This is a genomic window from Citrobacter sp. MGH106, from assembly GCF_001037495.1.
Classification (GTDB): Bacteria; Pseudomonadota; Gammaproteobacteria; order Enterobacterales; family Enterobacteriaceae; genus Citrobacter; species Citrobacter murliniae.
In genome coordinates, this window is the sequence record NZ_KQ089822.1 from 895951 (window position 1) to 911680 (window position 15730).

General features: G+C 51.1%; 9 protein-coding genes. All 9 read left to right on the plus strand.

The features are described 5' to 3' along the window. Positions 1–621: a YfgM family protein gene (locus SK36_RS04090; RefSeq protein ID WP_045446128.1), complete on the plus strand. Its 621-nt coding sequence runs from the start codon at positions 1–3 to the stop codon at positions 619–621. A gap of 10 nt (positions 622–631) precedes the next feature. Beyond that, positions 632–1810 (plus strand): outer membrane protein assembly factor BamB, encoded by a 1179-nt coding sequence (gene bamB / locus SK36_RS04095; protein ID WP_045446125.1) that lies wholly within the window; start codon positions 632–634, stop codon positions 1808–1810. A gap of 117 nt (positions 1811–1927) precedes the next feature. After that, positions 1928–3400, plus strand: a complete 1473-nt coding sequence (gene der, locus SK36_RS04100) for a ribosome biogenesis GTPase Der (protein ID WP_045449743.1) — start codon at positions 1928–1930, stop codon at positions 3398–3400. 298 nt (positions 3401–3698) lie between these two features. Then, on the plus strand, positions 3699–5240 hold the full coding sequence (locus SK36_RS04105; RefSeq protein WP_045446122.1) for a peptide MFS transporter: 1542 nt from the start codon (positions 3699–3701) through the stop codon (positions 5238–5240). A 63-nt stretch (positions 5241–5303) separates the two neighbouring features. Beyond that, complete coding sequence (locus SK36_RS04110) at positions 5304–6386, plus strand: Gfo/Idh/MocA family oxidoreductase (protein ID WP_048220830.1); 1083 nt, start codon at positions 5304–5306, stop codon at positions 6384–6386. A 51-nt stretch (positions 6387–6437) separates the two neighbouring features. Further along, the gene (locus tag SK36_RS04115) at positions 6438–6653 is read left to right on the plus strand and encodes a zinc ribbon domain-containing protein (RefSeq protein ID WP_045446115.1); all 216 of its coding nucleotides are present in this window, start codon (positions 6438–6440) and stop codon (positions 6651–6653) included. Between the two features lie 218 nt (positions 6654–6871). Further along, on the plus strand, positions 6872–9058 hold the full coding sequence (gene sinH / locus SK36_RS04120; RefSeq protein WP_048220831.1) for an intimin-like inverse autotransporter SinH: 2187 nt from the start codon (positions 6872–6874) through the stop codon (positions 9056–9058). Positions 9059–9113: 55 nt separating this feature from the next. Next, positions 9114–10079 (plus strand): SinI family autotransporter-associated protein, encoded by a 966-nt coding sequence (locus SK36_RS04125; protein ID WP_048220832.1) that lies wholly within the window; start codon positions 9114–9116, stop codon positions 10077–10079. A gap of 110 nt (positions 10080–10189) precedes the next feature. After that, positions 10190–15724: an adhesion domain-containing protein gene (locus SK36_RS04130; RefSeq protein WP_048220833.1), complete on the plus strand. Its 5535-nt coding sequence runs from the start codon at positions 10190–10192 to the stop codon at positions 15722–15724. The last annotated feature ends 6 nt before the right edge of the window (positions 15725–15730 follow it).

The window sequence follows — 15730 nt, forward strand, 5'->3', positions numbered from 1 at the left end:
GTGGAAATTTACGAGAACGAAAACGACCAGGTTGATGCGGTTAAACGCTTCTTTGCTGAAAACGGCAAAGCACTGGCTGTTGGGGTAATTTTAGGGGTTGGCGCGCTGGTCGGCTGGCGTTACTGGACCAGCCATCAGACGGAGTCCGCACGCTCTGCTTCTCTGGCATATCAAAATACGGTGACTGCGGTAAGCGCAGGTAAACCGGATAGTATTCCTGCAGCAGAGAAATTTGCCGCGGAGAACAAAAATACATACGGCGCGTTAGCTTCAATGGAACTTGCGCAGCAGTTTGTTGACCAAAATGAACTTGAGAAAGCCGCTACCCAATTGCAACAAGGACTGGCGGCCACCAGCGATGAGAATCTCAAAGCGGTGATTAATCTGCGTCTTGCACGCGTGCAGGTTCAGCTTAAACAAGCCGATACTGCGCTGAAAACACTCGATGCTGTTAAAGGCGAAGGGTGGGTGGCTATCGTGGCCGATCTGCGTGGTGAAGCGTTGCTGAGCAAAGGCGATAAACAAGGTGCGCGTAGCGCATGGGAAGCTGGCGTGAAAAGCGATGCCTCTCCTGCTCTGAGCGAAATGATGCAGATGAAAATCAATAATTTGTCCATCTGAGAGGGACCCGATGCAATTGCGTAAATTACTTCTGCCAGGGCTGCTTTCCGTTACCCTATTGAGCGGCTGTTCACTGTTTAGTGGCGAAGAAGATGTCGTTAAGATGTCCCCATTACCGGTGGTCGAAAATCAGTTTACTCCGTCTACAGCCTGGAGCACCTCTGTAGGCAACGGTATTGGTGATTTCTATTCTAATCTTCATCCTGCGCTGGCGGATGACGTCGTTTATGCTGCCGATCGAACTGGTGTAGTTAAAGCATTGAACGCGGCCGATGGTAAAGAAGTCTGGTCCGTCAATCTGGCGGAGAAAGACGGCTGGTTCTCCAGAACGTCAGCACAGCTTTCCGGTGGTGTGACGGTATCCGGTGGTCATGTTTATATCGGTAGCGAAAAAGCACAGGTTTACGCATTGAATACCAGCGATGGTACTACGGCGTGGCAGACGAAAGTCGCCGGTGAAGCCCTGTCTCGTCCGGTTGTCAGCGATGGCGTGGTGCTGATTCATACCAGCAATGGTCAACTACAGGCGTTAAATGAAGCGGATGGTGCCATTAAATGGACCGTTAACCTGGACATGCCTTCCCTTTCTTTACGCGGCGAGTCAGCCCCAGCAACCGCTTTTGGCGCAGCCATTGTGGGTGGGGATAACGGTCGTGTGAGTGCCGTGCTGATGCAGCAAGGCCAGATGATTTGGCAGCAGCGTATTTCTCAGGCAACGGGTCCAACTGAAATCGATCGTCTGAGTGACGTTGATACCACGCCGGTTATCGTCAATGGCGTTGTTTACGCCTTGGCTTATAATGGTAACCTGACGGCGCTTGATCTGCGCAGCGGTCAGATTATGTGGAAACGCGAATTGGGGTCAGTGAATGACTTCATCGTTGATGGAAACCGTATCTATCTGGTTGATCAGAATGACCGCGTGCTGGCGTTAACTACTGACGGCGGCGTAACGCTGTGGACGCAAAGCGATCTGCTGCACCGTCTGCTGACGTCTCCGGTGCTGTACAATGGCAACTTAGTCGTGGGTGATAGCGAAGGCTATCTGCACTGGATTAACGTTGATGACGGTCGTTTTGTGGCCCAGCAGAAAGTTGATAGCTCAGGCTTCCTGACCGAACCCGTTTCGGCTGATGGTAAACTGCTCATCCAGGCGAAAGACGGTACGCTGTATTCCATTACGCGTTAATCGTCCCGGCCGCTCGCTTTGAAAAACGGCTCCTGGTGCAGGGGCCGTTTTACTGTTTTTAACAACGGCGCAAAAATGCGTCCGTTGTCTGATGATTTTTTAAATGAGGCTTTAAACATGGTACCTGTGGTCGCGCTTGTCGGGCGCCCTAACGTTGGCAAATCCACGTTATTTAACCGTCTAACTCGCACCCGAGATGCGCTGGTTGCGGATTTCCCGGGTCTGACTCGTGACCGTAAGTACGGTCGTGCGGAAATTGAAGGCCGCGAGTTTATCTGTATTGATACCGGCGGTATTGACGGCACTGAAGACGGTGTCGAAACCCGAATGGCTGAACAGTCATTGTTAGCCATTGAAGAAGCTGACGTTGTGCTGTTCATGGTGGATGCTCGTGCTGGACTGATGCCGGCAGACGAAGCCATTGCCAAACATCTGCGTTCCCGCCAGAAACCCACTTTCCTCGTCGCCAATAAGACTGACGGGCTCGATCCGGACCAGGCGGTTGTCGATTTCTATTCGCTGGGCCTGGGTGAAATCCACCCGATCGCGGCTTCCCATGGTCGTGGTGTTCTCAGTCTGCTGGAACATGTTCTGCTGCCGTGGATGGATGACGTAGCTCCTCAGGAAGAAGTCGATGAAGATGCGGAGTACTGGGCAAAACTCGAAGCTGAAGAAAACGGTGAAGAGGAGCCAGAAGATGATTTCAACCCGCAAGATTTGCCGATTAAACTGGCGATTGTTGGCCGTCCTAACGTAGGTAAGTCCACACTTACTAACCGTATTCTGGGCGAAGACCGCGTTGTGGTTTACGACATGCCGGGAACGACGCGCGACAGTATTTATATCCCGATGGAACGTGATGGTCGTGAATATGTGCTGATTGACACCGCAGGTGTTCGTAAGCGCGGTAAAATTACTGAAGCGGTAGAAAAGTTCTCCGTTATCAAGACGCTGCAGGCGATTGAAGACGCCAACGTAGTGATGTTGGTGATTGACGCACGCGAAGGTATCTCTGACCAGGACTTGTCGCTGCTCGGCTTTATCCTCAATAGTGGGCGCTCACTTGTCATTGTCGTCAACAAATGGGACGGCCTGACGCAGGAAGTGAAAGAGCAGGTAAAAGAGACGCTGGACTTCCGTCTGGGCTTTATCGATTTTGCGCGCGTACACTTCATCTCTGCGCTACACGGTAGCGGTGTGGGTAACCTGTTTGAATCCGTACGTGAAGCGTATGACAGCTCAACGCGTCGCGTCAGTACCGCAATGCTGACTCGCATCATGACCATGGCGGCAGAAGATCATCAGCCACCGCTGGTACGTGGACGTCGTGTGAAGCTGAAATATGCTCACGCCGGTGGCTATAACCCGCCGATTGTGGTGATTCATGGCAACCAGGTGAAAGATCTGCCAGATTCTTACAAACGCTATCTGATGAACTACTTCCGTAAGTCACTGGAAGTGATGGGGACGCCGATCCGTATTCAGTTCAAAGAAGGGGAAAACCCGTTTGCGAACAAACGTAATACACTGACCCCAACCCAGATGCGTAAACGTAAGCGTTTGATTAAGCACATTAAGAAAAGCAAATAATATTTGCTGAGTTCGAAAAAACCGCGCTCGTCGCGGTTTTTTTTTGTTTTTTTAAAACGTATTTTTGTCTACGCGATGTCAAACACTATTCTTCATTCGCCAAGTTTAAATCTAAGAAAGTAGACAATTGTCGAATTTTCATCTTAAAGTCCTGGGGTTGGTACTAGACAAAACTAGCATCAGGTTATCAAATGGTTAAATTATTCTTCGCCGCATGTAAAAAATCGGCCAGATAAGTAACTGGCTGGCGTACATCGCGGTGTTTATAAGCACAACGACATACCTTTTCGGGAGAATTATGCAATCCTCTGTTAATCAAAAAGAAAGCCGAACGTTCCTCGGTCATCCTTATCCGCTCGGCTCACTGTTCTTCACTGAGATGTGGGAACGTTTTTCGTTTTACGGTATTCGTCCGCTACTGATCCTGTTTATGGCCGCCACCGTTTATGATGGCGGCATGGGGCTGGCACGTGAAAATGCCTCAGCGATTGTCGGTATCTTTGCCGGCACCATGTATCTCGCCGCGTTGCCTGGCGGGTGGCTGGCGGATAACTGGCTCGGTCAGCAGAAAGCAGTCTGGTATGGTTCTATCCTGATTGCGCTTGGCCACCTGTCGATTGCGCTCTCAGCCGTAATGGGTGACAACCTGTTCTTTATCGGCCTGATGTTCATCGTGCTCGGCTCCGGCCTGTTCAAGACCTGTATCTCTGTTATGGTCGGTACGCTGTACAAAAAAGGCGATGCGCGACGTGACGGCGGTTTTTCACTGTTCTACATGGGCATCAACATAGGCTCCTTCATTGCTCCATTGATCTCCGGCTGGCTGATTAAAAGCCATGGCTGGCACTGGGGCTTTGGTATTGGCGGGATAGGGATGCTGGTAGCATTGCTCATCTTCCGTATCTTTGCTGTGCCAGCAATGACACGTTACGACAGTGAAGTCGGACTGGATTCCACCTGGAACAGTCCGGTGGTGAAGAGAAAAGGTGTGGGCGCGTGGTTGCTGGCACTGGCAGCAGGTGTGGCAATTGTTGTTACGTTGATCGCCCAGGGCGTGATTGTGATTAACCCGGTCGCAGTAGCCAGCATGCTGGTGTACGTGATTGCGGCATCCGTTGCCCTCTACTTTATCTACCTGTTCTTCTTTGCCGGATTGAACCGTAAAGAGCGTGCCAGACTGCTGGTTTGCTTTATTCTGCTGATTTCTGCTGCATTCTTCTGGTCGGCGTTCGAGCAAAAGCCAACCTCATTCAACCTGTTCGCCAACGACTACACTAACCGTATGATTGGCGATTTTGAAATACCGGCTGTCTGGTTCCAGTCGATCAATGCGCTGTTTATCATCCTGCTGGCACCCGTGTTCAGCTGGGCGTGGCCGAAGCTGGCCAGCATGAACATTCGCCCGAGCAGTATCACCAAATTCGTTATTGGCATTCTCTGTGCTGCGGCGGGCTTTGGTCTGATGATGATGGCGGCGGAAAACGTGCTGAGTAACGGTGGTGCGGGCGTTTCACCTTTCTGGCTGGTGGGCAGTATCCTGATGCTGACTCTCGGCGAACTGTGCCTGAGTCCGATTGGTCTGGCTACTATGACGCTGCTGGCACCAGAAAGAATGCGTGGTCAGATGATGGGACTGTGGTTCTGCGCCAGTGCGCTGGGTAACCTGGCGGCGGGCCTGATTGGTGGTCACGTGAAGGCCGATCAGCTAGATATGCTGCCGGATCTGTTTGCGCGCTGCTCCATTGCGCTGCTTATCTGTGCCGCAGTACTGATTGTTCTCATTGTTCCGGTACGCCGCATGCTGGAGAATGTGCAGACTAAACCGGCAACCAACACCTGATAAAACCTCAACTTTGTCGGGGCAGGTGTTATGCCCCGGCAATTCAATCGATGAGGTGAGTACATGCTGTTAGGGTTTGTTGGGCTTGGCGCAGTGGTTGAAACGGCATATTTGCCCACAATACGAAACCTCTTCGGGAATTCAGCCAGTTGTCTCGGATTTGATGTGCAACCTGTAAAGCAGCCAGAAGGTGTGACACGCTGCTCGTCACTCGCTGAACTTTTAACCCAGCCTCTTGATACGTTGTTTGTCACGACCGCATCCCTTCACCATCTTGAAGTTCTTGAACTGGCGCTGGCCTCACCCATATCACGCATAGTGGTCGAAAAACCGATTGTCGCTACGCTTCCTCAAATAGAAAAACTGAAAACGTTACTTGCGATGCCCGGCGTCGCGTCTCGTGTGTTGGCGCTCGATCACTGGATGGCACGCACCGGCGCGATGCAACTGGCATTGGGGAAACTCGATCCGCAGTGGCGCGGTGATAACCGCCCGCAGGCTCTTATCTCTCGTTTTTCCGACATCGTCAGAATCGAAGGTTTTTTGCAGGAGCCGAGTGGATTTAACGCAACAGGGGAGCCAATAGCGCTCAACTTTGCTACTGGTGAGCCGGATACACGCGAACTTCGCCATCCGGATGGCGTGATACTGGATATTGGTACGCATGTGCTGGCGATGCTGCGTGAAACAGTGCGTTACCTGGGGGGAAATGACGACATCACGTTGCAAGTTATGAAGGCCAAAGACCGTCCTGGACGTGATATCAGCCTGGGCGATCTGCACACCGCAGAGGGAGAGGCTCATATCCAGGGGCAAATTAGCGGTATTGCGCTGGATATCTGGCTAAACAAATACGCGGGTCCGGCTGGTGGACAAAAAGGTTTGCGACTTCATTTAAGTGATGGACGAATCATCAGCTATGACCGACGTGGCGCAGAAGATGTACTTGAACTTATTGATGGTGACACTGTGCTGCGCTGGAGTCTTCCAGGTACGATTTACGCTCATTGCCTGGCAGAGCACATTCTGGGGGCGCAAAGTCTGTTTGAACGCAGCCCGCAAGAGGTGGGGCACACGACACAACGCAGGCTTGAAGAAGTCGAGCACTTGCTAACGTTGCAGCAACAGTTGCGTGGGCCACATTAAGTGTATCGTGTTAATATCAAAGCAATAATGAATTCCCTGTAAGGAGTCTCCATGTCGATTAACTGCCCGGATTGTCATGCTCAACTGGAACCACAAAATGGTGTGGCACACTGTGAGCGCTGCAATAAAGATGTCCAACTGGAGGCGCATTGCCCGGAGTGCCATCAGCCACTGCAGGTACTAAAAGCCTGCGGTGCAGTGGATTATTTTTGCCAGAATGGCCATGGGCTCATCTCTAAAAAACGTGTGGAGTTTATTGCACGTTGACTGAATGATTTTAATCAGATGTCATTACGTCCCGAAATATTCATTTTATGAATATTTCGGGACAAGGATGAATATAATCTTAAAAAACGTGTTTAGTTATTTTTAAGAATTAATTTAGGTTTTCTGAAGTGCATGTTTTCGTAGTTCCATAATATAATATTAATGAGGCTGATTAATTTCATATTAATAATGGAAGCCTTAATTCATAGGGATATATTATGGTGCAATGGATGCGCTTTATTATTTTTATGCTCATTTCTGGTGCGGCATATGCAGTACCGGAGACATCTGCGAACAAGGGTGAGTCCTCTTCTGATAATTCATTTCCCGATTTGGCAAGTGAATCCACGCAGGAAGAACAAGAACACAAAAAAAGTTCACTTAAAGAGCAAAGTGCCGACTATGTCATGGGGTCTGCGACACAGGGATTTACGAACCTTACTCCTGAAGCGCTGGAGTCGCAGGCCAGAAGCTATCTGCAAGGGCAGATAACCTCAACGGCTCAATCCTCTCTTGAGGGGCTGATGTCTCCTTATGGTAAGGTGCGAACCAATTTGTCTGTTGGAGAAGGCGGTGATCTGGACGGTTCTTCAATCGATTATTTCGTTCCCTGGTATGAGACCCGGAGTACTGTTTATTTCAGTCAATTTTCAACCCAGCGAAAAGATGATCGTACTATTGGAAATATGGGGGTTGGTGTAAGACATGATTTAAATGAATGGCTGCTGGGTGCAAATATATTTTATGATTATGATTTTACCCGTGGGCATCGTCGACTTGGTTTAGGCGCAGAAGCATGGGCAGATTATTTAAAACTCTCCGGAAATTATTATCACCCGCTTTCAGACTGGAAAGATTCTGAAGATTTGGATTTCTATGAAGAGCGACCGGCGCGTGGCTGGGATGTTCGCGCAGAAGCCTGGCTGCCCGCGTATCCTCAGTTTGGCGGCAACATTATTTATGAGCAGTACTACGGTAATGAAGTTGCCCTTTTCGGGAGCGACAATTTAGAAAAGGATCCTCAGGCTATTACGCTGGGCCTGAACTATCAGCCTGTTCCATTACTGACCATCAGTACGGATTACAAAGCCGGTACGGGTGACAACAACGATCTCGCCATCAATGCTGCACTGAGCTACCAGTTCGGTGTGCCTCTAAAAGATCAACTCAATGCAGACAATGTAAAAGCATCTCATTCGCTAAAGGGGAGCCGTCATGATTTTGTCGAACGTAACAATTTTATTGTGCTGGAATATCGTGAGAAAGCACCACTAGATGTCACGCTATGGCTGAAAGCTGATGCAACTAATGCGCATCCGGAGTGTGTGATTAAGGATTCCCCGGAAGAAGCCATCGGGCTGGAGAAATGCAAATGGACGATCAACGCGCTTATTAGCCATCACTACAAAATCATAGCTGCATCCTGGCAAGCGAAAAACAACGCCGCGCGTACGTTGGTTATGCCAGTCATCAAAGAAGAGGCGATCACCGAAGGTAACAATAACCACTGGAATTTGACGCTGCCTGCCTGGCAGTACAGTTCTGACGAAGCGGAACAGCAGAGGATCAATACCTGGCGAGTACGGTTGACGCTGGAAGATGAAAAGGGCAACCGACAAAACTCCGGCGTGGTTGACATAACCGTTCAACAGGATCGCAAAATCGAACTTATCGTCAATAACATTTCCAGCGTACCGGATGAGAACAATCACAACCATGATGCCCGTGCTCAGGCAGATGGTGTCGATGGCGTAGTGGTTGATCTTGACGTTACCGACAGTTTTGGTGATGGCACTGACAGCAAGGGGAATCCTTTGCCGGATGATAACCTTAGTCCGGAACTGTATGACGCGAACGATAAAAAAATCAGCCTGGCGAAGAAATCCTGTCCAGGTGAAACGCCCTGTGTATTTATTGCGGCACAAGATAAAGAGAAAGGTACTCTCACACTGGCCAGTACGCTGGCGGGTACTTTCCGCTGGAAAGTTAAAGCACAGCCTTACAACGACAGTAACTATATCAATGTGACGTTTTTTGATGCCGGCTCAGAGGAATTAAATGCGCTTATTTATCGGATTGGCGCGGCTAAACCTGTGAATTTAATCGGCAGTAAAGAGCCTCTTCTTCTCGATAGTACCTACCGTTTTATTCTTTGGCGCGATGCCAACAAAGATAGTCACTTCCAGCAGTCAGAAAAATTAAGCGACAACGAAATGGCGCAATATGACTACCGTTGGCAATTCACCGGACAGAGCGCGCATGGTGAAACGGGAGCCCAGGCTAATACCGATAATAAAGATATGGTTATTCCTGCCAGCAATCGAGAGGCAGCACAGATGTTTGGTGCGGGGGCCGGTGATGGGGTGCAAGGCTATGGGCTGCGCGTCATGTATCGCAAGAGATGAAATGGGCGTAATGGCCGATCGGCCAGCAGCTGAAGTTTAACTAAGGAGAGTAAATATGCAGCAGGAAACAAAACAGCATTTGACCAAAGTCGCGCTGGCATTGGCTTTAGCGGGTTATTGTGCAGTGCCAGCGATAGCGGCAGATGGGCAACTGAAAGCCGGGCAATGGCAGTCAGTGACAGAGAATACCGGGAGCATTCAAGGGACGGTGCCGTGGATCACCCGAAGCGCGACAGATATTGCCGATACTGATAAAGCGCATGTCACTGTTACTGTTGATCGCGGCAGTCGTACAGCCAGCTCTGAAGGTGACAGGCAGTTCCATGTCGGCGACAAAGTGACGATAAACTGGGCCATTGGCGATGAGCAGGGTGACCTGGATAACAATAACACAGCGACAAAAGCAACCGTGCAGTGGATGAGTTACAGCGATCAGTCTGGTGCAGATCCTCAGGAGATCGGTTCGAAAGGCAGCGATAGCTACACGATTGTAGACGCGGATGCAGATCGCTATATCGGTATCAAAATAACACCGACAACCACCACCGGCGATCCTAATGTGGCACAGGAGATTTTGCTGAACGATTTGTCAGCCAATACGGGTGGGGGATCGGACAGCGATGATATCCCAGAAGGCCCGGTATTTGATGATGCAGTGCATGCTGTTATCTATGAAACCGGCTCAACCACCAACCTGCTTGGCACAACCACCAAACTTAAAACCAATACCACCTATAAGGTCCTGCTGTGGAAAGATAAAGCGGGGGGAACGCCTGATAAATACGATACGGGCGAAGAGGTTACCAACCAGTATAACTATCGCTGGCGGTTCACCGGCACCAGCTTGCAGTTGGGTACAGCGGGTGGGTTGGTCAATCCTGGCAACAACAACCAGGATCTGGTTATTCCGCTTACCAATGCCGAAGCGAAGGCTGCTTTCGATTATACCGGAGATGGCATCACCATTGGCAACGACGGTGTTCAGGGCTACGGTTTGTCTATCGATTTCCAGCGCAAGTAACATCAATAAATGTCATCCCTTATGGGATGGCATTTTCCATACGTTTTGCTTAGCGAAAGCCTCTAATCAAAACGTATTGAACAAAGATGATGAAAAGGTGGTTTTTACTCATGGATGGGTATCAGAAGCTTGCTAAATGGATGATTTTTTTGTTGCTTACTCCTGCGGTGATATTCCCTTCACAGGCGGCGTTAAAAGGAGGGCAATGGATACAACCAGGGATTTCAACCGGGGTGATCAGCGGCACCAGCCCCTTTGCCGATAGTGCCAGCGTGCCGGTCTATCAGGGCAGCGTCCAACTTGATCCCACCACAGAGCACGCGGTCGCTTTTGATGCAATGCCCAGGGACTTTAGCGTAGATGCAACGGCTACCAGTATGGTGCTTATTAACCCGCGCGATACGGAGGGCGACATCTTCGGTAGTCCACCCATGCTACGTTGGGCAAATCAGACTCTGCCCGCTGTTTCACTGGTCTGGACTGAAGCCGCTACGCCGGATGTACCGCTCAACCCGCAACCCCGGCCGGATCGTTCCTTCTGCGCACAAAATCTGGCAGGACATAAACTGGCAGCGATCCCACAGTTTGATCCGAATGAAAGCTTACCCTCGCTGGATCTGTTCACGTTGACCGGTACACCAAATCAAGGTCCGGTTGTACTCAGCGAAAAGCTGGTGACGTTGAATATTGCGCCAGCGCAGGGCGATCTGGTTACCGTGAACGTTGCTGGCTATGACGACACGCTTAACGCTGCGAAAGCCAAAGTCGGTGATGCCATTACGTTGATCGTCACCACGAAAGATTGCCAGGGAAATCCCGCGGGCAATATTCCATTTATCATCAAGCGCGGTGATGCAAAAAACCGTCAGGGTGTGGTGAACAATGCCGGGCCGGTAATGCTGGAGACCACGGAGCTGACCACCTCCGCGACGGAATATCATGGCACTACCAATGCCAGTGGTGTGGCGATGGTGAAGGTGACGCAGCAGAATGGTCCGGGGGTTAAAACATCTCTGAATGTCCATTTGCCGGGGATCGCACAGACCAGCGAAACAGCAGTGATCTTCACCGTCCTTACCAGCCCCGATGTATCGCAGGCTAACATGTGGGGCCATATGGAAGACACATTGGCGGCGCAGCAGTACACCTTTACCCGCCCGAAACTGGCGGTTGAAGTGAGCAATGAAGACGGTACGGTTGAGGATCACAACGAAACCTGGTCGACATTTATCTGGAGCGGGGCTGATAAACACTGCGCTATTCTGCCAGGGATGCGCCAGTTCGGCGCGCTGGCAACGGTGGTTCCGACCTCCATTCAGGAAGTCGCAGGCTGGCCGATGCAGGGTAACTACTACTGGTCATCTCTGGCTGGTATGACCGGGCAGCATCATGCGGCAGACGTGTCTGACCGCAGCGAAGCGCAAAAGCCGGACAGCACAAAGTTCATCGTGAGCTGCGTGGATAAAACGGAGCCTGATGTCGAGCCGGAGCTTACGCTGACGCTGGAACAGTATGATAAGAGTCTACAGGCGACGAAAGTGCAGGTGGGCGAACAGGTTGCCATGCGTCTGTCCATTACCGATAAGAAAGATAACAATCAGCCGCTGTCATACTACTACTTCTCGCTGCATCTGGATGATGGCGTCAACCGCAAGGGCGAAACCAGTCCGGACTGGGAGATTCACCCGGTACAGCTCACGGGCGACAGTAATTTGCGGAAGATGGACGAGCACAACTATGAGGGGATGACCGACGTCAATGGCCAGGCGACTGTGCTGCTGACGAACGCCGGTGGCGCTGGGGTAAAAACGCATATCACGGCGAAGATGCGCAGCAACTTTACCGCCACGGACGTAAAAGACGTGATCTTCACCGTCGTCACCAGCCCGGACAGCTCATATGCCCGAATGTGGGGACATATGGGCAATGGGATTATGGAAGCGGGTCATCTCTACAAACGCCCACGTTTGGTGGATGAAACGACTAACGAAGTCGGTTCGGTGCGTGAAAATAACGAGGACTGGGCGCTGTTTGATCAAGGCTCCAGCATGGAGACAGAATGCGGTGCCGGAGATATTCCTGAACAACGCTCTCTGGAAAGCTTATATGCAGATCACCAGGAAAACACCATCAGTACCGAACACGGCTGGCCGACGGCAAAGCAGGATTATCTGACGGCTGTGGCGCAACCTGACACGCATGTCTCCGTTGACCTGGGGAGCGGGGCGGTCGATTCCTATTCAGGGCTTAAGCCAAACTACCTCACCTGTTCTGCCGACGAGCTGATAGCGAAAGTGGTCGTCGATACCGACAAAGACACTGCGCCGGACTCAAAACTTGCCAAAGCGAAGGTCGGTGAAAAAATCACTATGACGGTGCATACCGTCAATGCTGCCAATAATGCGCCAGTCCCTAATGCGGCTTTTACGATTACCAAAGGAATGGGGCTTGATCGGGCTGGTCAGGCGTCAGGCTACACCGATCCGACCAGTGGTGTTATCACCGTGAACGGCACACAGTACGGTACCGGGGAGACATCAACAGTCTATTCCGGCTCCACAGATGCGCAGGGGATCGCTACGATAGAAATTGAACAGCCGCAGGGGGTGGGTTTAAGAACACCGCTTACCGTTATGCCGGTCAATTCCTCCCTGCCGAATACCGTTAATTACTCCGTCGTTTTTACCGTCCCAACCAGCCCGGATGTTTCCGGCGCGCAAATGTGGGGGCATATGGATGACACCATTCATGTCGGCTCCCTGACCTTTGAACGCCCGAAATTAGCCTCAGAAGTGGCAGGCGAGCAGAGTTCGCTAACCGAAAATAATGAAATCTGGGCGCGTGTTGCGCAGGCAGATATCGAAGATATCTCTGCAGGCGGTTGCGAACCGAATAAGGTACCGGGCAGAACGCAGCTGGCCGCGCTATACGATGCCAACAGCAATAACGCCATTCAGGCCGTACATGGCTGGCCGACCCAACGCGAGGAATACTGGAGTAGCACACCAGCCGATAAAGTACCGCATCTCTACGCCACCTGGCTGAACAACGGCACGCTGGTAAATAACAACAGCTCACCCGTCTATATGAGCTGTCTGACCACCGCGAATCCCTCTGCTCAGAACATCACCCTGGAGGTGGTGGATCAGGCGCAGTGGAGTAGTTCACTGAACGCCGCGAAGCTTAAAAAGGGCGAAACGTTACAGGTGAAGGTGACGATAAAAGATGCGGCAGGCAATCCGATGCCGGATATGCCATTTACCCTTAATCGTGGCGATGGATATACCCGATCCAATGAAAAACACATTGCCGGTAGCGGTGACGGCATTGTTGCTCCGGTGGTGGTGGAAGGAACTTCGCTGAACGATGTTGCAACGCTCTACACCAGCATAACTGGCAATGATGGTAGCAAAATTCTTACTATTACCCGGCCAGACACCCACGGCACCAAAACGGCTATCACTGCTACGCTTTACTCTGATCCGACCAAAAAAGCCTCCATAGATACTATTTTCACCGTGCCCACCAGCCCGGATACCAGTAAAGCGAAAATGTGGGGCCATATGCCGCAAACGTTAGTGGCAGACGGTATAATTTTTAAGCGCCCAATATTATTTGCTGAACTTACGGGTAATCCCGGCAATAAACGTAAAGGGCCGGAGGAAGATAACGAAATCTGGGCGCTGTTTACCGAAGCGCAGGCGGAGAAGAGCAGCAATGGTGGCTGCGGGGCGGCATATATTCCCAATGTGGATTCGCTGTCAGGTTTATCAGGTAGCTGGAGAGGGCATGAGGTTGATGGCTGGCCTGTCCTGAAAAGCTATGGCTCCAGCTCGGCGAATCCCGCAAATTCAGGGGATCGTCGATACAAAAGTGTCCAGCTCAGTAATGCAACCAGTACCGTCCTGTCTGCAAGTGACATGAGGTATATGACCTGCCAGACCACCGCTAATTTGATGGTGGCAAAGGTTGAGCTGACTTCGAGTGATGCGGTTAAAATTGACGGCTACGATGTGGTTAAAGTCAAAACCGATGAACCAGACAACCATGAGCGCGCAGTCTTTAAGGTGACCACGCGTGACAGTAAGGGCAACCTTTTGGGAAATGCGCCCTTCATGATTAATCATGGCGTAGCGGTAAACCGCCAGGGCGTTGAATGGCATGATTATCAGTCAGTGCTTATCTGGGTCACAGATAATGCCAGTCAGATCGTTGGATTGTTGACCGACGATAATTTTTACGGTGTTTCCGGCCCCGACGGTACCGTCATGCTGGACGTTTACCAGACTGGCAGGGGGCAGGGTGTCAGAATACCACTGCAGGCGACACTGGATGATGGAAGTGCTGCATCGCAAACACTAAGCGCCGTTTTTACCACGCTCACAAGCCCGGACACCCCAAAAGCGAACTTCTGGGGTCATATGCCGGAAACGTTCACCAGTAGCGCTGGCGTGAAGTTCCGACGTCCGCAGCTTAAAGCTGAACTGTCGGGGGCATCCTTTATCACTATTAATCGTGAGGATTGGGCGAAGCCGTCGGGAGTCGATAAATCAGACAGCAGCCAGTCAGGGTGTAGCGAGGAGTATCAGCCGCTGCGCAGTGAACTACAGGTTTTGTATAACGATCACCCGAACTCGAAGATAGAAACTGACCTGGGGTTACCGCTTTTCACAGGCGCTAACTGGTGGGCGTATGACCAGATGCAATCGGGAAGTAAATGGGATAACCAGTCTATCAGTTTCATTGACGGTAAGTGGCGGCGGGATATCAGTACGACAATCACAAACCTGATTCTTTGTCTGGTGGATCCACATCCTAAAGCGGAAATGATTGAACTGACTTCGACGGCGTTTGATACAGGTACTCAGGCTGCGAAAGCGAAAAAAGGAGACGCTCTGCCTGTCACCGTAACGGTGAAAGATAGTGCCGGGAAAACGGTGCCAAATGTCGCCTTTACTCTGACGCGTGGTGATGCCTTGCCCCGAAATGTGGGAGAAACGCTGTACGGCGACGTAGATGCGATGGACGATCTCACCGTTCAGCCGCCATCCGGTGCTGCGGTTACACTTGCCGACAGCGGTAACTCAGTAAAAGGTACTACCGGAGCAGACGGTACGGCGACCTTTACGATTAAGCAGAACAATACGCCGGGGTATAAAACGACGCTGAAAGTTACGCTCGATAATAACGCCAGTATTAACGCGACGCTGGACGCCATTTTTACCGTGGTCACCAGCCCGAACGTAGCGTCGGCAAATTTCTGGGGACACATGCCGGATACGGTTACAGTAAATGGCAAACAGTTGCATCGTCCATTACTGACCTCTGAAATGCGCTCAGGCTTTACCGCGCCGCTCAGCCTGAATCTGGATAATGAGCACTGGGTGCTGGCCTATACCCACAATACCGGTCAGTACGATTTGGCTGCGCAATGTGGCAGCTTGAGCGATGCACCTGATATCAACGACTTGAACGCCTTGCACAACCAGATGAGTAGCACTGGCTGGCCAACAACGCCGAGCTATCCCTATTTATCTAATACGACGAGTTCGAGTTACTTCTGTGGATACAATGAGTCCAACGGGACGGAGAACTGCATTGTTCATCCGGCAACGGACAAAGGTTTCGCCACCTGCATACAGTAACGTTTA